We start from the raw sequence: 20,354 nt of genomic DNA on the forward strand, positions 1-20,354 counted from the left end.
GGGAGGTAAAAGCATGGAAAAAGTGATCTTTCTCGTTGACATGCAATCCTTTTATGCAAATATCGAAAAATCACTTCATCCCGAATGGCGCAACCGCCCGGTGGTTGTCTCCGGCGATCCCAAACGGCGCCACGGCGTGATCTTGGCCGCTTGTCCCCTTGCCAAAAAATATGGCATTCAAAATGCCGACACGTTGCAAGAAGCGCAAAAACGTTGCCCGGATCTGGTTGTCGCCCGTCCCCGCATGGGTTTGTATCTGGAATTTTCCCTGCGCATCACAGAAATTCTGGAGCGTTTCAGCGATTTGGTCGAACCTTACTCCGTGGATGAACAGTTTATCTCAATCCACGGAAGTGAAAAGCTGTTCGGCCCTCCCGAAACCATTGCCCGCAAGATCCAAAAGACCATCCAGGATGAACTTCACCTGTATGCCCGGATCGGGATCGGGCCGAACAAGGTGCTCAGCAAAATGGCCTGCGACAATTTTGCCAAGAAAAACAAGGAAGGCATTTATTGGCTGGATCGAAAAAAATTGAAAACCGATTTATGGCCCCTGCCGGTGCAAAACATGTTCGGGGTGGGCAAACGGATGGGGCATCACCTGAACAAGATGGGGATTCGCACCATCGGGGATCTCGCCCGCTTTCCGCTGAAACGCCTGCAAAAACGGTGGGGGATCCCCGGGCAAGTATTGTGGATGACCGCCAACGGACATGATTTGTCCCCGGTTTCTCCCGACACCTTCGAACACCAAAAAGCGATCGGCCATCAGATGACCTTGCCCCGCGATTACCGGACCGCCGAAGAAATCCGGGTCGTCCTGTTGGAACTGTGTGAAGAGGTCTGCCGCCGAACCCGGTGTCACCATCTTCTCGGCCAAACGGTCAGCGTCGGATGCCGGGGGGGAGATTTTCAAAATCCGTCGGGATTTCACCGCCAATGCAAACTCCCGGAAGCAACCAATCAGACCATGGAAGTTTTTCAATCGGCCTGGCAACTGTTTTTGCGTTTTTGGGAAGGACAGCCGATCCGTTCGCTGGGGGTCAGCTTAAGCCGGTTCCAAACCGATCAAGCCCTGCAACTCAGCCTTTTCGAAGACCGGAACAAAAAAACGGAGCTCGGCTATGTGATGGACGAAATCAAGGAACGCTTCGGCCCGACAGCCATCTTGCGCGCCGTCTCCCTGACGCATGCCGGGCAAGCGCTCAGCCGGGCACAAAAGATTGGAGGTCATGATCGATGAGCTCTGTATTAAACCGCAAAAATCTCCTTTGGGAAGGAAGCCGCATGTTTCTGCCTGAGCATCGCGAAGCCTTGTTGGCCCGGCGAAAAAAGCAAGAAGAATGGAGCCCGCCTGAACTGGCGGAAGACGCGCTCGAAGAAATCAACCAAATTCTTCTGGAGGCATTGCACGGCGATTTCCCTGTCCTGGTCCGCTATGTGAAAAACCGGCGCCCCTGTCAACTGTGCGGATTTGTCGAAAAACTGAATCCGCAGGAGCGCCGGATGAAAATAGCCAATGGCCGCTATGAGGAGATCATCCCTTTTTCCGCCATTTACAGCGTCCAAAAAGTATCCGGTCACCCGTGATGGCTCGTTGCATAACGGGCAGCGGGCCGCCGCCAAAATCTGGCCACCGCCAAAGTCAACAGGACCGCGGCGCCAAAGCGGATCAACAGCAAATATTGGACCGGGATTCCCAAAGGAATAAAAATGACGGTATCTTCAATCACGGCATGACAAGCGGCCAGGAAAATGATGATGAGCGTAATGTCCCGTTTTGACAAATTGTGTTCCTGTGCTTGCTGGATAATCAATCCGGCCCCGAGAAACAAACCAGCCAGCAAACCGCTTGCCATGGTGATGGAACCTTCTTTGGCAATGCCGAACGGCTTTAAGAAGGGAGAAATCCAAACCGCAATCTTGTCCAACACTTTTAAATCTTTCAGCGCCTGCAAAAACAACGTCAACGGAATCAAAATGGCGGCAAATTGAAGAACCCCCGTCGCGGCGGTCCAAAACGCCGATCCGATGATTTCATCCCATCCGGAATAAACCGTTTCCCCGCCAGAAGCCAAATTCACAGAGGCTTTGCTGTTTCCGCCCGGCCAGAACAGATGGATCAAAATCCCCGATAAAGCGGCAAGCCCCCCGCGCACCGCCAGAGGCACCCAAACCGCCACCCCCACTTTCCGGCACAGGGCCGATTCAATGAACATATTGTGGGAAAAACTCAACATCACCGCCAATATAAACACTTGTTTCACCGTCAGATCCAACGCTCCGATCGCTCCCAGAGCGGCATACAGATTCAGCACATTTCCAAGCACCAACGGAATGGCCGCTTCCCCGTTCAATCCGAACAAGGACATAAACGGAGCAAGGAGGTTGGCAAACCACGCCAAAAGTGAAGTATGTTTGGCGATATGCACAAAAAAAGCAATCGGAAAAACCACTTTCGCCAGCTCCAAAGAAGTTTTCCAACCGGACTGAAGTCCCTGTTTCCAATAAATCTTCTGCACAAACGTCCCCTTCTTTCTCTTTTTGCTCTTCCGCTATACAAATCTGTCTCCTGTGTAAACGGAGGATCTCCGCCATTTAAAAAATCCCCCGGATTTCACGGCTGTCCCTTCTGCCGCCGTTGCCATTTTTTCTCCCGGCCCGCTTCTTTTCATTCCGTCTGGTGCCGGTGAAACAACCGGATCCGTCCCCAAGCTTTCCGCTGTCCGGGAATCCAACCGATCAACCCCATAATAAAAACACGCTCTGATAATCTGCTTTTCTACCACATCATAAAATAATTCTCCCAAAACCTTCAATAAAGACAACCGGAGGATCGAAACAAAATGACTGAGTCCGAAACTCCACGGAGCGTGGATGACGTTTCAGCAGCCCCGGGAGATATAATAAAACCCGGGGTGAGGCAATGGATCAAGCAAGAAAAAACACTCCGGCAATTTTTCCAAAACAGGCGCCCATTTTTGATTGGCAACCAACCTGCATCCCGGACGCCGACTGCAGGAATTTTGCAACCAACCCAAAATCGGGCGATGAATATAAGATAAATATAAAAAGATGGAGGCAAGAATATGGATGCTGATAAAATCGGCAAGTTGATTGCCAGACTGCGCAAAGAAAAAAACCTGACCCAAAAAAATATTGCCGATGCGTTAGGGGTGCAAAGCAAAACCGTTTCAAAATGGGAATGCGGAGCCGGATGTCCGGATTTGTCCCTGTGGCCGAAATTGTCCGCCGTTTTGGGTGCGGATATCGCACAAATGATGGAAGGGGAAATCATTCCCAACCGACCGGACGCCGGGAATATGGACAAAGTACGCTTTTATGTTTGTCCAAGCTGCGGAAATATGTTGGTCAGCACCGGAAATGCCTCTGTCTTCTGCTGCGGCAGAAAGCTGGAACGGCTCCGGCCTGCGAAAGCCCTTCACGAAACAGAAATCAAGGCAGAAGAAACGGACACGGATTACTTCTTTACGTTGGACCACCCGATGACCAAAGAACACTATCTTTCTTTTGCCGCCTTGGTCAAAAGCGACAAAGTTTACCTGAACCGGTTATACCCCGAGCAAGACCCTTCTTTCCGGTTCCCGGCCGTCAAAGGCGCGAAATTGTATGTCCATTGTGTCAAGCATGGTTTGATGATGTATTCCGGCAAATATTAATCCCGCCCTGAATCCTTCGGCAATCAAGCGGCCGCCGCACAAGGAGTCCTGCTCCTTGCCCGGCGGCCTTTCTTTCACATCGTCCGGGCAAGCGGAAGGGAACGTTTGCTGCCCGTTGCTTCGCCGCTTAACACCGGACGGATCCGAATGCCATCCACTTTTCCATCCCATGTGGAAACCAGGGTATCTGTTTTCTCTTGTGTCCATCCCCGGAGAATCAACCCGATAAACGTGTGTTCTTCCGCCGGAAGCAAAGCCAGGGACGAAGCTTCTTCAGGGAAAGACGGCGGAAGCATGGATTCGGAAATCTGTCCGCATACTTTGAGCAACAAAAACCGGGTGGGAAACAAATCATCCCCGGAGAGCATCCATGGCTCGTTTGCCGGAAGGGGGTTTTGTTCCGCAAAGCCGTTTGTGTTCAGCAAGTCTTCCACCACTGCGCTGGCTGTCGGTTTCTGTCCCGCACCTTGTCCGACCAATGTCAAATCCTGAACATAATCGCCTTCGACCGTCACGGCATTATAAACATCCCGGACCGAGGCCAACGGATGTTCCTTGGGCACCAGCGTCGGAAAAACCAAACCGGAAACCGGGCCGTTCTCGCCAAATTTTTCGGCCTGTGCCAACAATTTGACCGAATACCCCAATCTCTCTGCCAATTGAAGCTCTCCCGGAAGCATATCGGTAATTCCTTGATAAAAAATGTCCGAAACGGATACCTGCGCCTGAAAAGCAAGCCGCATCAAAATCGTCAATTTATAGACCGCATCCAATCCTTCCACATCGGAGGAAGGATCGCTTTCCGCATACCCTTTTTCCTGGGCTTTTTTTAAAACCTCCGCAAACGAACAACCTTTTTCTTGCATTTGGGTCAGAATATAATTGGTCGTTCCGTTTAAAATGCCTTGGATCCGGTCGATGCGGTTGGCCTTCAGAAAATGGCGGAGGGTGCTGATGACCGGAATGCCTCCCCCGACACTGGCTTCATACCGCAATTGGACTTTGCATTGTTTGGCCAGCTGTTCCAATTCCATGCCGTGTTTGGCGATCAGCTCTTTGTTGGCGGTCACCACATGGCATCCTTTTTTTATCGCCTGTTTGATATACGAATAAGCCGGTTCCACTCCCCCCATCACTTCCACCAACACATCCGTCTCTTCGGTCAGAACCTGGGAAAAATCCGTGGTGATCCGTGCATCCGTGATTTCCAGATCCCGCTTTTTCCCGGGATCTTTCACTAAAATGGCATGGACTTGATACCACTTCCCGGTTTTGCGGGCAATCACATCCTGGTTTTCCTTGAGCATTTTCCACACTCCGCTTCCCACGGTTCCCAAACCGAGCAACGCAACATTCACTTTTTCCATTGTTCCACCTCTGCCTCCCAAAATAAAAACCCCCTTCCATAAAGATAAGAAGAGGGTTGAGATCCGAAGAACGTTCTTCTTATCTTTCAGCGGTTTCAACCGCTGCAGGAATTGGCACCATCCGGTGATTGGCTGATCACCGAGGTTGCCGGGCTTCATCGGGCCAGTCCCTCCGCCACTCTGGATAAGAATGAATCTGCTTTGTATTCAATTCAAAAAATATTTCTGTATATTATGAAGTTCAACTCCTTCTTTGTCAAGGGCCGCTCTTTTAAATAATAAGGTTTTTCAAGATGCCGAGCCGCTCGACTTCCAGTTCCACCACGTCCCCCGGTTCCAAATAGCGGTGCACATCAGTGCCCAATTCCAGGATGCAGCCGGTTCCGACCGTCCCGGAGCCGATCACGTCGCCCGGGAAAAGCTCACAATCCCGCGAAGCCCGCTCGATCATCCGGGCAAAACTCCAGTAAAGCGATTTTACATTTCCCGATGAAACCTCTTTGCCGTTGATTCTGGCCCGCATCTTTAAATCCCAGTGCTCACCGGACCGGCGGTCTTCCAATTCATCCGGCGTCACCAGATAAGGACCCATCGAGGTGGCGAAATCTTTCCCTTTGGCCGGCCCCAACCCGACCGCCATTTCTTTTCGTTGCTCATCCCTTGCACTCCAGTCATTTAAAATCGTAAAGCCGGCAATATATTCCAACGCCCGTTCGTGCGGAATGTTTTTTCCTTTCTTTTTGATGACACAGGCCACTTCCAGTTCAAAGTCAAGCTCGTTGGTGTATTCCGGCTTCTTGACCCGTGACTCGTGCCCGACAATTGACCGATGATTCGAAAAATAAAAAACAGGAATTTCATACCACTCCGGCACCATGGGAAGTCCCCGCTTATGGCGGCAGGTCTTGACATGCTGCTCAAACGCATAAAAATCGCGAAAACTGTTCGGCACAGGAACCGGCGCAAACAGCCTGGCTTCCTTCAGGCGGATCGCAACGGGCTCCCCTTCGATCTGCAAAGTCCCGATGTCCTCCTGCGCAAGCTGCCTTTCCATCTCTCTGAGGGCGTTGAATTCCGCATCCCCTCTGGCCAGACATTGCCCCATCTCCGTTGCGATTTCATGAGAAAAAACCAAACGTTTTTCAATTTCCAGCCATCTTTGGGCAAGTCCCACATCGATGATCCATGCCCCTGACACCAGTCCCAGGCGGGCACCGGCAATCTCTTCCGTCTGGATGTTCAATTCATCGGCTTTGACGCAATACGTGACCAGTTTCAAAAGCAGATCCCCCTTTATATAAAAGAAACAGACTTTGTAGCTGCTCCATGTTAGCTATAAAGTCTGCATCATCTTTGCCTGGATTCGAAGCGTCTCGTGAACAATCCGCTCTCCCGCATTCGGCGACATCAGCCCGGTAAACCGTTCGACCATGCGATCTCTTTTATAATCCGGCGAAAAAAACTTTTCCAATTGCAACCGGATCGTCTGCGGTCTGGTGATCATGGCCACACGATGGTGCAACAAATATTGTTGATTGGCTTTTTCCTGTCCCGGTAAAGCTTCAAACAAAAACATCGGCAATTTTTTGGCAATGGCCTCGCTGATGGTCAATCCGCCGGGTTTGGTGACCAACAAGTCGGCAGCCGCCATCCTCAGCGGGATGTCGCAACGAAAGGGTTCAATCCGGATGTGTGGTTGATTCACTTTCTTTTGAAGCCGGTGATACAACTGGTTGTTTTTCCCGGTCAACACAACAAATTGCATGGAACGGAGAAGCCGGATTTCATCCACCAACTGCTCCAGCGGTCCGAGACCGGTGCCTCCGCCCATGATCAACACCACCGGTTCGTCGCTTTTTAAATTCAATTGTCGGCGCGCTTCTTCCTTCGGTATTTCTTCATAAAAAGCTTCATTGACCGGTATGCCTGTTTCATGGATTTCAAGCCCTGTTGTCCACTGAATTTGTTCCAACTGGCATTGATTCAGCAAACGCTTGGGCACAAAAAGCGCATGCGGCAACCGCATCAGCCAGATGGGATGCAATTCATAATCGGTAATCACTCCGACGGCCGGAACTTCCTCCCATTGGGTCGGACACAAAAGCAACGCAAAAGGATGGGTGGAAACTATTCGTGTCGGTTGCACTTGTTCAAAGAGTTGCGCCATTTTCTTCCGAATGGACCATCCCATCTTTTCAATGAGTTCGCTTGAGACATAACGAAACATTTTATTGTGATGAGTCCAGTCATATAAATAATGATAAAGGGTTGGAAACTTGTTCAACATTCCGTGATATCCAGATTGCAACAGGGGATGGAAGGTGCCAGGGATCAAATCCAGTAAATCAACCACCTCCGCTGTTACTGCAGGCATTTTTTCAAATTGACACTTCAGTGCCTTGGCGGCAGCATTATGTCCGGTACCGAAGCCCATGGTCAGCAGTAATATGCGTTCGATGGCGCTTCCCTCCTTTGCAAACCCGTTAACCCCTATATACTGTTCCCAAAACTGCCCGGATTTAAATCCGTAATCTCGCAATGAAACCAAACACGCAAAGTGCAGCAACCACTCGGACAACTCTTTGGATGCCGTGCTGCGGGCCGTTTCCCCCGTTTCCTTTCGCCTTCGGCACGATCCGTCCGACACCTCCGGCTCTTCCCATTGAACAAAAACGGCTTGGCTACTTCCATCTTTACGTCATCCGGATGGCGAATATGCTTTCCCGCCCGATGAAGGATGTCCCGTTGAACCAGTCTTCATCCTCCCGCTTCTCCCTCACTTCAGGGAAGCGGAAAAAATGACACAGGGCCGCTGTATCTCTATATTCTACACTTTTTTGAAACAGGGAGCAAAAACACGGATGCTATTTAAAAAAGACGTGTTCACCAATGCGCATTTTCTTGCTGTTCGACGCTTTTTTCTCCATCCATTCGGAGGTGGCGATTTCCGGATTGTAATAATAAACGGCTCCTTGTGTCGGATCCTCCCCTTGGATCGCCATTTCCACCGCTCTTACCGCCTTGGCGTCCGGCTCCAGTTGAATTTGTCCGTCACTGACCGCCGTAAAAGCATTTTTCTGATAAATCACTCCACGGATGCTGTCCGGGAAAGCCGCATGTTCCGTCCGGTTTAAAATCACCGCGGCCACGGCCACCTGCCCCTTGAACGATTCTCCGCGGGCTTCTCCGTAAACCGCTTTGGCCAACAGCCTTTTTTCCGAAGGCGTGACATCAAATCTTTTTTTCCCCGGCCCATCGCCGGCCATTTTTCCTTTTATTTCATTTTTACCGGGTTGCGCGGTGTTGCCCGTTTCTTTCTTTTGCATGGATTTCCCGGCCAAGCGAACCGGCTTGGTTTTCCGGGCATCTTGTTTCACATGGGAAACAGCGATCCCCTCGCTCAACGCTTCTTGATTCCTCTCTTTCCATAAGCGGATATATTCTCTGTCATCCACTGCTGCGGATGTTTTCTTCAATATTTTCCGGTCTGCCATTTTTGCATGTCCTTGATGGGCGGTTTTATACAAAACAATCACAGCCATGGCAAGAATTGCAATGGCCGCCGCCAGATTTTTCGCTGTCTTCATTCAATCCCCTCCCCTTTTTGACCGGGCAGAGCTACACAATCGCTATTGTAGGAGAAGGGATTTTACGACTCAATAGTGATTTATTGGGAATCAAAAGACACAAAAAAAGACACAGCGTTTTTGCTGTGTCTTTTTACCGGGATTAACCGCGAGCGGCGAGGTAACGTTTGTTTACTTCTTCCCAATTAACAACGTTCCAGAACGCTTCAATGTATTCCGGACGTTTGTTTTGGTATTTGAGATAGTAAGCGTGCTCCCAAACATCCAAGCCCAGGATCGGGGTCGCCCCTTCCATCAACGGGCTGTCTTGGTTCGGCGTGCTGGTGACGGCCAACTTGCCGTCTTTCACAACCAGCCATGCCCAGCCGCTTCCAAAACGACCTTTGGCTGCATTGGAGAATTCTTCTTTAAAGGCATCGAAGCTTCCAAATTCGGCATTAATGGCTTCTGCCACTTCACCCGTCGGGGCGCCTCCTCCGTTCGGGCTCAAAATTTGCCAGAACAAGCTGTGGTTTGCATGTCCGCCTCCGTTGTTGCGGACAGCGGTGCGGATGCTTTCCGGCAAAGCATTCAAGTCCGAAATCAATTCTTCCACGCTTTTGGCACCAACATCGTGCCCTTCCAGCGCAGCGTTCAAATTGTTGACATAGGTCGCATGATGGCGGTCATGGTGAATTTCCATGGTGGTTGCATCAATATGCGGTTCCAAAGCGTCTTTTGCATATGGCAGTGGCGGCAATTCGTATTTGGCCATGGTTTTTAACCTCCTATGTAATGAAAATGAATGGCTTTTTGGGACATTGGAAACAAAACCAACATCTATATTTATTATGCTTGAAATTTAAGTATTTAGTCAACCGAAACGTTGAAGGAGAGGAATGAAATGCGTAATGTCCTCCAAAACATAATCCGCCCCCAGCTCTTCAAACTTCGCCCGGGCTGCTTTCCCGGTGAGACCGGTCAAAGTTGCGGCAAAATCACAGCCCATTTTCCGGGCCGCAAGCAAATCGGCCACCGAATCGCCCACAATCAAAATCTCTTTTCCGTTTTCAAACGGCAACGGATGGTCCAGACAATCGCTGATGTCTGCCTCCCTCCCCAAGTAAGCCCGGACATAGGTAAATGGCTCGGGCTTTCCGAGCGGGGCGCGATGGGGATATGCTTTTTCCGCTTCCATCACATCACTTGCCGTGGCAATATGGTTCTCATCCAGCAAGGGGAACCAGCCGAACGAGCGGAAAGGGACTTCCGTTTCCAAAAAGGAGCGCCCGGTTCCGATTCCGGCTTGGATTCCCTTTTCTTTTAACGTTGTCAGCAATTGCCTGACCTTTTCCGGTTCGGCAAGGGGAATTTCATTTTCAAGAAATCCTTTTTTCCCTTTTTGTCTCGCCGGTTTGCCCTCTGTTTCCTCAAATCTTTGATCACCCAAATACCATTCCTGATAAACCGAGTAAGCCAATTTCCACAAGGAAGAATTCCGGGAAAACGCATCCACCGCGAAACCAAACCATTCATAAGCCAGTTCATTGAAATAAATCAACAATTGATGTTTGTCCAGGTTTTCTTTCCCGTCAAACAGAGAGATAAAGCCGGAAAACCGCAGTTGAAAGCCGTTTGCCTCGTTTTGGATCGCTTGGAGCACCTCCGCCGTCACCGGTTCACTCAATAATTGTTTTACCCTCTCCGGTTTTTCTTCATACAATGCCTTCAAAAAGAGCATCAGCTGTCCCGAAAAGACGAGGTAAACCATATCCCAGTTGGAATTGAGCCCCTTTTGTTTCATCCAGTCCAAAACTTGATCGTTTACAAAAACCTCTTTCCGGATCCGGCGGATCTGCTCTTCGGAAGGCCGGACCACATGTTTTTGGTCATCCAGCCCCAGATATTGCGGCGAATGGAGCAATTCCCACACGGACAGCGCCGAAGCGTCAAAACATCTTTCTTCACTTAAAAACACACCATCCACATCAAATAAAACCGTTTTATACAATCGGAACACCCCTTTTGAGAAAAACATCACATTCTGCCTTTCGCCTCATTGTAATAAAGCACTCCTTGTCTCGCAAGAAAGGAATCTTCTTCTTTTTGCGACTTTGAATGAAATCTCTTGCGCAACATCCTGAAATGCGACTCTCTTCTTCACAAATCATTTAACATCCATTATTATCTAAATAGACAGAAAAAACAAATTTACTGGCGAGGAGGCATGCCGATTGCGTTTTTTCAAATGGTCCTCTCTTTTGATCACGACCATTGCCTTCACACTCATTTTTTCATTTTGGCCGACGGTTTCTGATGCAGCTTCCTTCGGTTACAAAATAGAAGTCAACAAAGCCACCAACCGCCTCTATCTGTATCAAGGCAATCAATTGAAAAAAGTATATCCGGTGGCTACCGGGCGTCAGCCGGGGTTGACCCCGGAAGGCACGTTTCCCGTGGTCATCAAAATCAACAAACCCGGCTGGAAAGGCATCCCGGGAGGAGATCCGAAAAACCCGCTGGGCGAACGCTGGCTGGGTCTCCGCGTGAACGGGGACCAGGGCAGAACTTACGGCATCCACGGCACCAATCAACCCGGGTCGATCGGGAAATATGTTTCCAACGGCTGCATCCGCATGCGGAACCAGGACGTCATCGAATTATCGAAGCTGGTTCCGACAGGTACACCGGTTTGGATTCACAGCGGCAAAAGCAATCAAAAACCACAAGGGAAACAGAACGGACAACCCGTTTTACAAACCGCCACCATTACGGGCAACCACGTTCATATCCGGACCGCCCCTTCCCTCAGCGCCGCGATCATCGGAAAATTAAACAAAGGCGCCCGTCTTTCGGCCACGGGAAAAACGAAGGATTGGGTGCAAGTGAAACTGGCGGACGGACGCACTGCTTATGTCCATCAAAACTATATCCGGGTGCAAGGGAACACTGGCGGAAATCAACATTCAATCCGTGTCGGTGTCTTTTTGGCCAATATCCGGTCTCAGCCTTCTTTGTCGGCAACCATTCTTCAACGCGTTCCCAAAGGAATGGTCTTGACCGCCATCGGGAAAGAAGGGCATTTTTACAAACTGCGCCTGAAAGATGGATCGATCGCATACATTCACGAAATTTGCATCGGCCGGTAAACGGATGTGTCATGCCTCTGACGAGGCATTTTTTCTGCGCGAAATTCAAATAATGGTAAAATTCCTCCTGCTCTCTCCCCCAATTTTTCCGGTATAGTTAATTTCAGTTGATGATTCGCAAGCAAGGAGGGGGAAACGATTGCATGATCCGATCGGGCTTCATTCCGGTTAAACTCCTGCTGCTTTCACAATAACATGTAGGAGGGAAAAGAAGCGTTGAAACATATAAAATGGATTTTCTCATCCATTTTGGCCATCGTTCTGGTCTTCGGTTTTTACTTTGGAACCGCAGGCGCTGCGGCCAATTACCAAATCGAGGTCAATAAATCCACGAACACACTCTATTTATATAAAGACGGTACCTTGGAAAAAACATACCGGGTGGCGACCGGCCGCACGAAAGAATTGACTCCCGAAGGAACATTCACCATGGTGGTCAAGATCAACAAACCCGGCTGGAAAAACATCCCGGGAGGAGACCCGAAGAACCCGTTGGGAGATAAATGGATGGGAATCAGTGTCAATGAAGACAATGGACGTACTTACGGCATTCACGGGACCAATCAACCGGAAAGCATCGGAAGCCACGCTTCGAGCGGATGTGTACGGATGAAAAATGAAGATGTGAATGAATTGTACAAAATCGTCCCTGAAGGCACCCCCGTGTGGATTCACAGCGGAAAATCGACGGGGAAATGGGCCGGAGATCCTTCCTTTGCCGTTCAACCGACAAGCGGCCAATTGAAAGTGACGGTCAACCTGGCCAATATCCGGACAGGCCCTTCACTGGGAGCCTTTGTCATGGAACAGGCTGAAACAGGGACGGTTCTGGAAATGACCGGCTTTGTCAAGGATTGGTATCAAATCAAAACACCGGGCGGCAAAACCGGGTTTATCCATTCATCTACCGTGACGAAAAACACCGGTTCTTCCAATCAGAATAACTTTACCGATGCCACCGGTTCCATCAAAGTCACCGGTTCCGTGACCAACATCCGGTCCAATCCGTCTTTGTCCGCTCCGATTGTGCAAAAAGTAAACAAAGGCACCCAACTTGTGCTGACCGGAGAAAATGCGGAATGGTACCGGGTCCGGTTATCCAGCGGTTACACCGCATACGTCCATAAAAGTGTCGCCGAAAAAACAGAAGCCAAAACACCCGATGCCCAAACGATCAAAGTAACGGTCTTTCTTGCCAACATTCGTAATTCCCCTTCAGAAAATGCAACCATTATCATGCGAGTGGCTCAAGGAACGGAACTGAAAAAAATCGGAAACAACGGTGATTGGCACATCATCCAATTAAAAGACGGGCGCACCGGATTTATACATCACAGTGTTGCCCAATAAAAAGGAAGGAGAAACATTGGTTTCTCCTTCCTTTTTTTATCAAACAGTCAACATCCGGTTCAACGCGACCTTGGACCAATGTTTGGTTTCCTCATCCACTTTGATGACATGAATCGGGTTTCCCTCCAGGATACTTTCCAGCGCCCATAATAAATGGGGGCGGTCAATCCGGTTCATGGTCAGACAGGGACACATCGTCGTGCTTAGCAGTTCAATATGCTTGTCGGGATATTCCTGGGCCAGCCGTTGCACCAAATTGACTTCGGTGCCGATGGCCCAGCGGCTTCCGGCCGGCGCTTCTTCGATCACTTTGATGATATAGCTGGTCGAACCGGAATCATCGGCCAATTGCACCACATCAAAAGAACATTCCGGATGGACGATCACTTTCATTTCCGGATCCCGCTTGCGAATGCGGTGCACTTGTTCAGGAGTGAACTTTTGATGCACGGAACAATATCCTTTCCATAAGATCATGCGCACCCGATCCAACGGCCCTTTTTGCTCCTCAAACTTTCCGTCTGCAGGATTCCAAACCACCATTTCTTCCAAGGGAATGCCCAATTGATCATAAGCGGTGTTGCGCCCCAGGTGTTGATCGGGGAGGAAAAACACGCGCTTCTTTTGGCGGAATGCCCAGTCTAACACCTGCTTCGCATTGGAAGACGTACAGGTGGTTCCGCCGTGCTTTCCGACAAAAGCCTTGATCGCAGCCGTGGAATTGACATAAGTGACCGGAATCACCGTGTCTTGAAATGTTTCCTGCAAAACTTCCCAAGCTTCTTCCACTTCTTCAATGTCCGCCATATCCGCCATGGAACAACCGGCGCGCAGGTCCGGCAAAATCACGGTTTGCCCCGGGGACGCCAACGTATCGGCCGTCTCAGCCATAAAATGCACCCCGCAAAACACGATATATTTGGCGTTCTTCTGCTTCGCTCCCGTCTTGGCCAATTGCAAGGAATCCCCGCGGAAATCGGCATATTGAATCACATCATCCCGCTGGTAGTGATGGCCGAGGATCACCAAATCGTCCCCCAGTGCTTTTTTTGCCTTTTGAATCCGTTCGTCCAGCTCCTGCCCGGACATGGAACGGTAAACCTCCGGCAAATCTTGATCCAAGTAATTCAACATGGTATCCATCATCGAGATGCCTCCTCCCCAAAATCCAAACTGATATCAAGAGCGGAAACCGAATGCGTCAGCCAACCGAGCGATACCGCATCCACCCCGGTCTCCGCAATCGGGCGGATCGTTTCCGGTGTGATCCCTCCGGATGCCTCGGTCCATACCCGGCCGTCGATCAAACGAACGGCTTCCCGCAGTGTGTCAAGATCCATATTGTCCAGCAAAATCGCATCCACATCATGCTTTAAAATTTCTTTCACTTGTTCCAAGGTATCCGCTTCCACTTCAATTTTCACCATGTGCCCGACATGTTTGCGGGCCCGTTCAATCGCCGTCGCCAGACTCCCCGCCATCGCAATGTGATTGTCTTTAATCATCACGCCGTGGCTTAATCCAAACCGGTGATTGGTGCCGCCGCCGACACGGACGGCATACTTCTCCAACTGCCGCAACCCCGGTGTCGTTTTCCTTGTGTCCAACACCTGGCACGAAAGCCCTTCCAACCGGTCCACCAACTGCCGGGTCATCGTGGCAATGCCTGACATCCGTTGCAAAAGGTTCAGCGCTACCCTTTCCCCCGTCAAGATGGCTCGGGTCGGTCCGGTGATCCGGGCAATCGCCGTTCCTTTTTTCACCCGGTCCCCTTCCCGGACCAGCCATTCCCACTTTATTTCGGGATCCAACTCCCGGTACACGGCTTCCGCCACCGGCAAACCGGCAATCACCCCGTCTTGCTTGGCAATAAACAAACAAGAACTTTGATGATCCGCCGGCACCAGCGCTTCCGTCGTGAGATCGCCGGCACCGATGTCTTCGTTCAATACTTCACGAATCCATTGCTTTAATGCTATCCAATTCACGATGAAATCCCCCCTTGGATCACTTTGTGTTTTTCCGCCCATTCAGGAATGGTTTGCGGGAAATCACGACGGTAATGCCCCCCTCTGCTCTCCTCGCGCCATCGTGCAGCTTTCATCACCAATTGTGCAGTCGTTAACATATTTCTCAACTCAAACATCCCCGGCAGAACGCGTCCCGAATCCTGCAACCGTTTCAGCTTGGAAAGCCCTTCAGCCAATCCTTCCGATGTGCGGACAATGCCTGCGTGATCCCACATGATCTGCCGGATTTCCTTTTTGATTTTTTCTTCCGTTTGTTTATCTTGGCACAAACGAGGAAATTGCGAAGGAAGTTGCATCGTTGTGGGCTGCTCTTCATAAGACGACAGCTTTTCCGCCACCCGTTGCGCAAAAACCGTTCCTTCCAGCAAAGAATTGCTCGCCAGACGGTTGGCACCGTGGACACCCGTGCAAGCCACTTCCCCACATGCAAACAGCCGCGGGAGGGAAGTCCGTCCATAAGAATCGGTTTTGATTCCTCCCATGATAAAGTGCGCGGCCGGCCGGACGGGAATCCATTCACGTTCCGGATCAATCCCGGCTTTGCGGCATTTCTTGTAAATGGCAGGAAACCGGTGGGCAAATTTCCCTTTCAAATGTCTTGCATCCAAATACACTTGGTTCCCTTGCTGCATTTCGGTGTAGATGGCCCTGGACACCACATCCCGGGGAGCCAGATCTTTTAATTCGTGATACCGTTCCATGAACCGGTCTCCCGATTCCGTCACCAAAACGGCGCCTTCGCCCCGCACGGCTTCCGAAATGAGAAACATCGGGTTTTGATCGACGGCCAGTGCAGTCGGATGAAACTGAATAAACTCCATGTCTGTCAATTGCACGTTGGCACGATGTGCCATTGCAAAACCGTCACCGGTGGTCACCAGGTCATTGGTCGTATACTTAAAGACCTGACCGCATCCTCCCGTCGCCAAGACCACCCCTTTCCGTGCCAGATAACACGTCGGCTCCCGACCGGTATCCAGTGCAATCACTCCGCGGCAAGTTTCGTTTTCCACCAACAAATCGGCCACCATTGTATGCGTTTGCATATGAATGGATTTTCGCCGCTTGGCTTGCCGCAGTAAGGTGGAAGTGATCCCGGCTCCGGTTGAATCCCCGTGCACCCGCAAAATCCGGGAAGCCGAGTGGGCACCTTCTTTGGCCAGCAAATAGGTATTCCCCTTTTTATCAAAAGGCGTTCCCCAATCTGCCAGCAACCGGATCGTGTCGGGAGCCATCTTAACCATCAAACGCACGGTATCCTCATCACACAAATCCACTCCCGCCCGCAGTGTGTCCTGCCAATGCAGGTTGGGAGAGTCTGCAACGCCGACGGCCGCGGCAATCCCGCCTTGGGCCCGGTAAGAATTGCTCTCATCTTCACATGCTTTGGTCAAAACCTTCACTTCTCCGGTTTCGGATAAGAAAAGCGCTGTCATTAAACCGGAAATCCCGCTCCCTACGACAATATAATCGGTAGTGACTTGTCTCATCATGATAAGGTCCTTTCAAAAAACGTTAACAATTTGTTCATATTCATTTTCTCAATAACGAAAGGAATGTCAATAGCAAATTTTTTCTTTTTATGTTTTGAACACTTCACGAAAAAAGGTCTGTCGTTCTTTTTTTTCGCTATAATAGGTGGAGAAAGCTTTACAAATGCGGAGGTTTAATCGATGAAACCCATTTATTTGGATTATGGGGCCACCAGTCCCGTACGGCCGGAGGTCATGGAAATCCTTCTTCCTTTCTTCCAAAAAGAATATGCCAATGCCGGCAGCATCCATGATTTCGGACAACGAAGCCGGGATGCAATCGAGTTGGCAAGAAAACAGGTGGCTGACTCGCTGGGCGCTTCATCCCCGCGGGAAATCATCTTTACCGGAAGCGGCACCGAAGCCAATAACCTGGCCATCCTGGGAGCGGCCAGAAAACACCGGAACCGGGGAAATCATGTGATTACGACATCCATCGAGCACCCTTCGGTCCTGGAAGCATGCAAACAATTGGAGAAAGAAGGGTTTGAGGTCACTTACCTGCCGGTCGATCCATACGGCCGAATTTCTGTGGAACAAGTCAAAGATGCCCTGACGGAGCAAACCATTCTGGTCAGTGTCATGGCCGCCAACAATGAAGTGGGAACGCTGCAACCGATCAAAGAAATTGGCCGGCTCCTTCGCGACACACCGGTTTTGTTTCATACCGACGCGGTGCAATTTTACGGCAAAATCCCCTTTTCCGTTCAGGAACTGGGCGTGGACCTTCTTTCCGTCAGCGGGCACAAAATTTACGGCCCCAAAGGAATCGGCGCTTTGTATATCAAAAAAGGAATCCGGATTGAACCGGTTCTCTTTGGCGGGGGCCAAGAAAGAGGCCTGCGTCCCGCGACCCAAAACACGCCCGGAATCATCGGTCTCGGAGCAGCCGCTTATCTGATGAGCCAAGAATTGGAACAAGAACGGCAACGGTTGACCCGGTTGCGCGATCTGTGCCTGAAGCGGATCCAAAAGGAAATCGGCCAAGTGGATTTAAACGGCCATCCAAGCAACCGGTTACCCAACAATCTGAATCTCAGTTTTCACGGGGTCGAGGGACAAGCCGTTTTGTTGGAACTCAACCGCAAACAAATTTTTGTTTCCAGCGGTTCCGCTTGCAGTGCAGGGAAACATGCCCCTTCCCATGTCCTGATGGCCATGGGCAAAAGTGAAGAACAAGCCTATCAAAGCCTTCGCATCACCTTTGGCAGGGAAACCACCGAGTCGGATATCCATCAACTGGTGGATCATTTAAAAGAAATTCTTGAAGACTTGCGATCCTTCTTGCGAAACAAACCTTAATACTTGGAGGCTGTTTCCATTGCAAAAATATATCAAAGGATGCTTGAAGTTATTGTCCGGTTTGCTGATTGCCGTTTTGTTTTGGATTTTGTTTGTCTTTTTGCAACAAGTGAATTATCGGGATCCGGAACAGATTTACTTAATGGGAACCCCTGTCGCCTACGGGTTTGTCTTTTTCTTTTTATGTATCTCTGTCGGTTTTATCTTTTCCTTTTTCAAAAACCGGTTCCAACCCGCCAAATTAAAAAGGCGTTTCTTTGTTTTTGCTTTTTTCTATTTGGTCAGCAGCCCGCTTGTGATTTTAAGCTTTGACAATTATTTGCTCGTGACTCCCCAAGGCCTCGGTTACAGCCGCTTTTTCAGCATCGAAGACATGCATTTTTACCGCTGGCAAGACATCAATCACGTGGTTTTGGACTACAAGCCGGAACAACTTCCGTTTATGAAAGAAAAACTCCGTCTTCAATATCACATCCATTTTAAGGATGGAACAGCCTACAACCTGAACAGTTACAATTCACCGCTTTATGATGCCAGCCAATTCAAGGCGATTCATCGCACGTTGCTTCGGAAACAAGTTCCGGTGATAATTGAACGTCCCTTGCCTGCGGATGTTTCCCCCGATTCATTCATTTATCAGATGTTCCATTTTCACTCGCAATAAAACATCCCCTCCCCAGGCTGACAACCCGGGTGAGGGGATGTTTTCAATCATTTGGCCAATTCATAAATGGCTTGGGCATAAATCGCAGTGGCCTTCAGCAATTCATCCACATCGATATATTCATCACGCTGGTGAGCGGTTTCGGCACTGTCCGGGAACAACGGCCCAAAGGCAACGCCGGTGTCCAGGACCCTAGCATACGTTCCTCCGCCAATGGCGAGAATCTCCGCTTTTTCTCCGGTTTGTTCTTCATAGACTTTCGTCAGCGTCCGGATCAAGGGGTGATCCGGTTCCACAAAATGAACCGGCTTATGGTCGGCCTCCAGAATTTGGAAACCGTATTCGGCCAATTTTTTCTCTGCCGTTTGCAAAATCTGACCGGCATCGCCGTTTTTGGGATAGCGGATATTGATGCGGATCATTTGTCTTTCCCCGGCTTCAAAGCGGAAAACCCCGGCATTGACGGTAAGGGGTCCCATCCATTCATCGGACACCTGAATACCCAGTTTCTCCCCGAAGAAACTGTCCACAAAAAGATCATTGATCATGCGGACATAATTTTCCCCTTCCGGATCCAAAGGAACTTCCTCGAGGAATCGGGCCATAAACAACGCCGCATTTTTTCCTTTGTCCGGTTCCATGCCATGATGGGCTTTCCCCTCCATCACAATGGTGACACCCTCGTTGCTTTCTTCGGCGTATCCCTGAATCCTGCGGGTAAGCAGATAGTCTTGAACCTTTTCTTTCAATGCGAAGACATCCCCGTCTCCACTCAGCCGGACGGTGGCCACGTCCGGAACCATGTTTACGCGTTCCCCGGATTCAAATCGTTCCAATGTCCATGCGCCATCCCTGTTCGCCGGTTTTTGGCCGGATTTTACCGCCTGGATATCCAAAAAGCCTTTCTCGGCCGCAATGATCGGAAAATCGGCATCCGGGCTGAATCCCATCACCGGCATCTCTTCTTTCTCGAAATAATGAGCCATGCAGCGCCAACGGGACTCTTCGTCCCCTCCCACTATCAGCCGGATCCTTTTGGACAAATTGAGCCCCAGATCCCTGATGATCTTCAAAGCAAAATAAGCCGCCATGGTCGGGCCCTTGTCGTCCAAGGCACCACGGGCATACAATTTTCCATCGCGGATTTCGGGTTGAAACGGAGGACTCGTCCATCCATCTCCCGCCGGAACCACATCCACATGGGACAAAATTCCGATAATCTCCTCCCCATCGCCGTATTCAATATGCCCGGCATAACCGTCCACATTTTTGGTTTGAAAGCCGTCCTTTTTGCCCAATTCCAACATATAATGAAGTGCTTCCGCCACTTTTTCCCCAAACGGAGCCCGGGCGGAAGCCGTGGATTCATCCAAAACACTTGCAATGGACAATAAGCTTTTTAATTCCGCTAACAATTCATCTTTCCGTTTCAACACTTCTTCCTGCCATGCCACTTGGTTCATAACCGACTCCTCCTGTTTCACGTTCATGCCTTTTCTCCTTTCCGTTATGTATAGTCAGAGATGATGAGCCAAACGTGAATATTCTCCTTAAAATGGAATAAGTCTCTTTTTATGGGATTTATTAGATGCATGACTTATTTCTAATTAATATACCACGTTTGGGTAAAAAGAGTAAATGAAGCAAGCTTCACCCCCGTTTCCAGACTGTTCATATATTTTAATAAAAAAGAAAAGACTTGTGTTGCCACAAG

At 49.9% G+C, this 20,354-nt stretch carries 17 protein-coding genes, 1 pseudogene and 1 riboswitch; of the genes and pseudogenes, 7 read left to right on the forward strand and 11 right to left on the reverse strand.

The window, feature by feature from the left end:
- The first annotated feature begins 13 nt into the window (after window positions 1–13).
- Together I8U23_RS06110 and I8U23_RS06115 are read left to right on the forward strand one after the other, a co-directional pair.
- Complete coding sequence (locus tag I8U23_RS06110) at window positions 14–1,243, forward strand: DNA polymerase IV (protein WP_037995860.1); 1,230 nt, start codon at window positions 14–16, stop codon at window positions 1,241–1,243.
- Window positions 1,240–1,590 (forward strand): YolD-like family protein, encoded by a 351-nt coding sequence (locus I8U23_RS06115; RefSeq protein ID WP_037995863.1) that lies wholly within the window; start codon window positions 1,240–1,242, stop codon window positions 1,588–1,590. Before I8U23_RS06110 ends, I8U23_RS06115 begins: the two co-directional genes overlap by 4 nt.
- Here the strand turns inward: I8U23_RS06115 and I8U23_RS06120 are convergent.
- Window positions 1,581–2,522: a nucleoside recognition domain-containing protein gene (locus I8U23_RS06120; RefSeq protein ID WP_037995866.1), complete on the reverse strand. Its 942-nt coding sequence runs from the start codon at window positions 2,520–2,522 to the stop codon at window positions 1,581–1,583. The two genes, I8U23_RS06115 and I8U23_RS06120, sit on opposite strands and share 10 nt — an antisense overlap.
- A gap of 567 nt (window positions 2,523–3,089) precedes the next feature.
- Between I8U23_RS06120 and I8U23_RS06125 the strand changes: the two genes are divergently transcribed.
- Window positions 3,090–3,680, forward strand: coding sequence for a helix-turn-helix domain-containing protein (locus I8U23_RS06125; protein ID WP_037995870.1), 591 nt, complete (start codon window positions 3,090–3,092; stop codon window positions 3,678–3,680).
- Window positions 3,681–3,754: 74 nt separating this feature from the next.
- Here I8U23_RS06125 and I8U23_RS06130 read toward each other — a convergent pair whose 3' ends face one another.
- The 6 genes and pseudogenes from I8U23_RS06130 to I8U23_RS06155 form a co-directional block, all read right to left on the reverse strand.
- On the reverse strand, window positions 3,755–5,047 hold the full coding sequence (locus I8U23_RS06130) for a homoserine dehydrogenase (RefSeq protein WP_062843082.1): 1,293 nt from the start codon (window positions 5,045–5,047) through the stop codon (window positions 3,755–3,757).
- Between the two features lie 76 nt (window positions 5,048–5,123).
- Window positions 5,124–5,238: riboswitch (SAM riboswitch) on the reverse strand.
- Window positions 5,239–5,318: 80 nt separating this feature from the next.
- A pseudogene (locus tag I8U23_RS06135) lies at window positions 5,319–6,032 on the reverse strand (fumarylacetoacetate hydrolase family protein); the annotation flags it as partial.
- A gap of 348 nt (window positions 6,033–6,380) precedes the next feature.
- Window positions 6,381–7,694, reverse strand: coding sequence for an MGDG synthase family glycosyltransferase (locus tag I8U23_RS06140; RefSeq protein WP_049720508.1), 1,314 nt, complete (start codon window positions 7,692–7,694; stop codon window positions 6,381–6,383).
- Between the two features lie 217 nt (window positions 7,695–7,911).
- Entirely contained in the window at window positions 7,912–8,634 is a 723-nt protein-coding gene (locus tag I8U23_RS06145) for a cell wall hydrolase (RefSeq protein ID WP_052186718.1), read from the reverse strand.
- A 142-nt stretch (window positions 8,635–8,776) separates the two neighbouring features.
- Window positions 8,777–9,388 carry a superoxide dismutase gene (locus I8U23_RS06150; protein ID WP_037995878.1) on the reverse strand — a complete coding sequence of 204 codons (612 nt, stop codon included), beginning with the start codon at window positions 9,386–9,388 and terminating at the stop codon, window positions 8,777–8,779.
- Between the two features lie 99 nt (window positions 9,389–9,487).
- Window positions 9,488–10,624: an HAD family hydrolase gene (locus tag I8U23_RS06155; protein ID WP_198050831.1), complete on the reverse strand. Its 1,137-nt coding sequence runs from the start codon at window positions 10,622–10,624 to the stop codon at window positions 9,488–9,490.
- A 223-nt stretch (window positions 10,625–10,847) separates the two neighbouring features.
- On the opposite strand from I8U23_RS06155, the gene I8U23_RS06160 reads away from it, so the two are divergent.
- On the forward strand, window positions 10,848–11,762 hold the full coding sequence (locus I8U23_RS06160; RefSeq protein WP_049720510.1) for a L,D-transpeptidase family protein: 915 nt from the start codon (window positions 10,848–10,850) through the stop codon (window positions 11,760–11,762).
- 216 nt (window positions 11,763–11,978) lie between these two features.
- Window positions 11,979–13,112 (forward strand): SH3 domain-containing protein, encoded by a 1,134-nt coding sequence (locus I8U23_RS06165; protein ID WP_049720511.1) that lies wholly within the window; start codon window positions 11,979–11,981, stop codon window positions 13,110–13,112.
- Between the two features lie 39 nt (window positions 13,113–13,151).
- Here the strand turns inward: I8U23_RS06165 and nadA are convergent, their stop codons facing one another.
- The 3 genes from nadA to I8U23_RS06180 are packed head-to-tail and all read right to left on the reverse strand — an operon-like array spanning window position 13,152 to window position 16,632.
- On the reverse strand, window positions 13,152–14,264 hold the full coding sequence (nadA, locus tag I8U23_RS06170; protein ID WP_049720512.1) for a quinolinate synthase NadA: 1,113 nt from the start codon (window positions 14,262–14,264) through the stop codon (window positions 13,152–13,154).
- Entirely contained in the window at window positions 14,255–15,142 is an 888-nt protein-coding gene (nadC, locus tag I8U23_RS06175; protein ID WP_062843080.1) for a carboxylating nicotinate-nucleotide diphosphorylase, read from the reverse strand. The genes nadA and nadC overlap by 10 nt, the downstream gene beginning before the upstream one ends.
- Window positions 15,097–16,632 carry an L-aspartate oxidase gene (locus I8U23_RS06180; RefSeq protein WP_049720528.1) on the reverse strand — a complete coding sequence of 512 codons (1,536 nt, stop codon included), beginning with the start codon at window positions 16,630–16,632 and terminating at the stop codon, window positions 15,097–15,099. The genes nadC and I8U23_RS06180 overlap by 46 nt, the downstream gene beginning before the upstream one ends.
- A gap of 183 nt (window positions 16,633–16,815) precedes the next feature.
- On the opposite strand from I8U23_RS06180, the gene I8U23_RS06185 reads away from it, so the two are divergent.
- The gene (locus I8U23_RS06185) at window positions 16,816–17,976 is read left to right on the forward strand and encodes a cysteine desulfurase family protein (RefSeq protein ID WP_037995888.1); all 1,161 of its coding nucleotides are present in this window, start codon (window positions 16,816–16,818) and stop codon (window positions 17,974–17,976) included.
- Between the two features lie 19 nt (window positions 17,977–17,995).
- A complete protein-coding gene (locus I8U23_RS06190; protein ID WP_049720514.1) occupies window positions 17,996–18,640 on the forward strand; it encodes a hypothetical protein in 645 nt (214 codons plus the stop codon).
- Window positions 18,641–18,687: 47 nt separating this feature from the next.
- Here I8U23_RS06190 and pepV read toward each other — a convergent pair whose 3' ends face one another.
- Complete coding sequence (gene pepV / locus I8U23_RS06195) at window positions 18,688–20,103, reverse strand: dipeptidase PepV (protein WP_198050832.1); 1,416 nt, start codon at window positions 20,101–20,103, stop codon at window positions 18,688–18,690.
- Window positions 20,104–20,354: the final 251 nt, after the last annotated feature.

The organism is Thermoactinomyces sp. CICC 10735 (assembly GCF_016055175.1).
GTDB lineage: Bacteria > Bacillota > Bacilli > Thermoactinomycetales > Thermoactinomycetaceae > Thermoactinomyces > Thermoactinomyces vulgaris.

Excerpts from the sequence above, each read along its gene's own strand:
- I8U23_RS06110 (WP_037995860.1), top strand. The coding sequence starts at position 14 with ATGGAAAAAGTGATCTTTCTCGTTGACATGCAATCCTTTTATGCAAAT.
- I8U23_RS06115 (WP_037995863.1), top strand. The coding sequence starts at position 1,240 with ATGAGCTCTGTATTAAACCGCAAAAATCTCCTTTGGGAAGGAAGCCGC.
- I8U23_RS06125 (WP_037995870.1), top strand. The coding sequence starts at position 3,090 with ATGGATGCTGATAAAATCGGCAAGTTGATTGCCAGACTGCGCAAAGAA.
- I8U23_RS06130 (WP_062843082.1), bottom strand. The coding sequence starts at position 5,047 with ATGGAAAAAGTGAATGTTGCGTTGCTCGGTTTGGGAACCGTGGGAAGC.
- I8U23_RS06145 (WP_052186718.1), bottom strand. The coding sequence starts at position 8,634 with ATGAAGACAGCGAAAAATCTGGCGGCGGCCATTGCAATTCTTGCCATG.
- I8U23_RS06150 (WP_037995878.1), bottom strand. The coding sequence starts at position 9,388 with ATGGCCAAATACGAATTGCCGCCACTGCCATATGCAAAAGACGCTTTG.
- nadC (WP_062843080.1), bottom strand. The coding sequence starts at position 15,142 with ATGGGCGGAAAAACACAAAGTGATCCAAGGGGGGATTTCATCGTGAAT.
- I8U23_RS06180 (WP_049720528.1), bottom strand. The coding sequence starts at position 16,632 with ATGAGACAAGTCACTACCGATTATATTGTCGTAGGGAGCGGGATTTCC.
- I8U23_RS06185 (WP_037995888.1), top strand. The coding sequence starts at position 16,816 with ATGAAACCCATTTATTTGGATTATGGGGCCACCAGTCCCGTACGGCCG.
- pepV (WP_198050832.1), bottom strand. The coding sequence starts at position 20,103 with ATGAACCAAGTGGCATGGCAGGAAGAAGTGTTGAAACGGAAAGATGAA.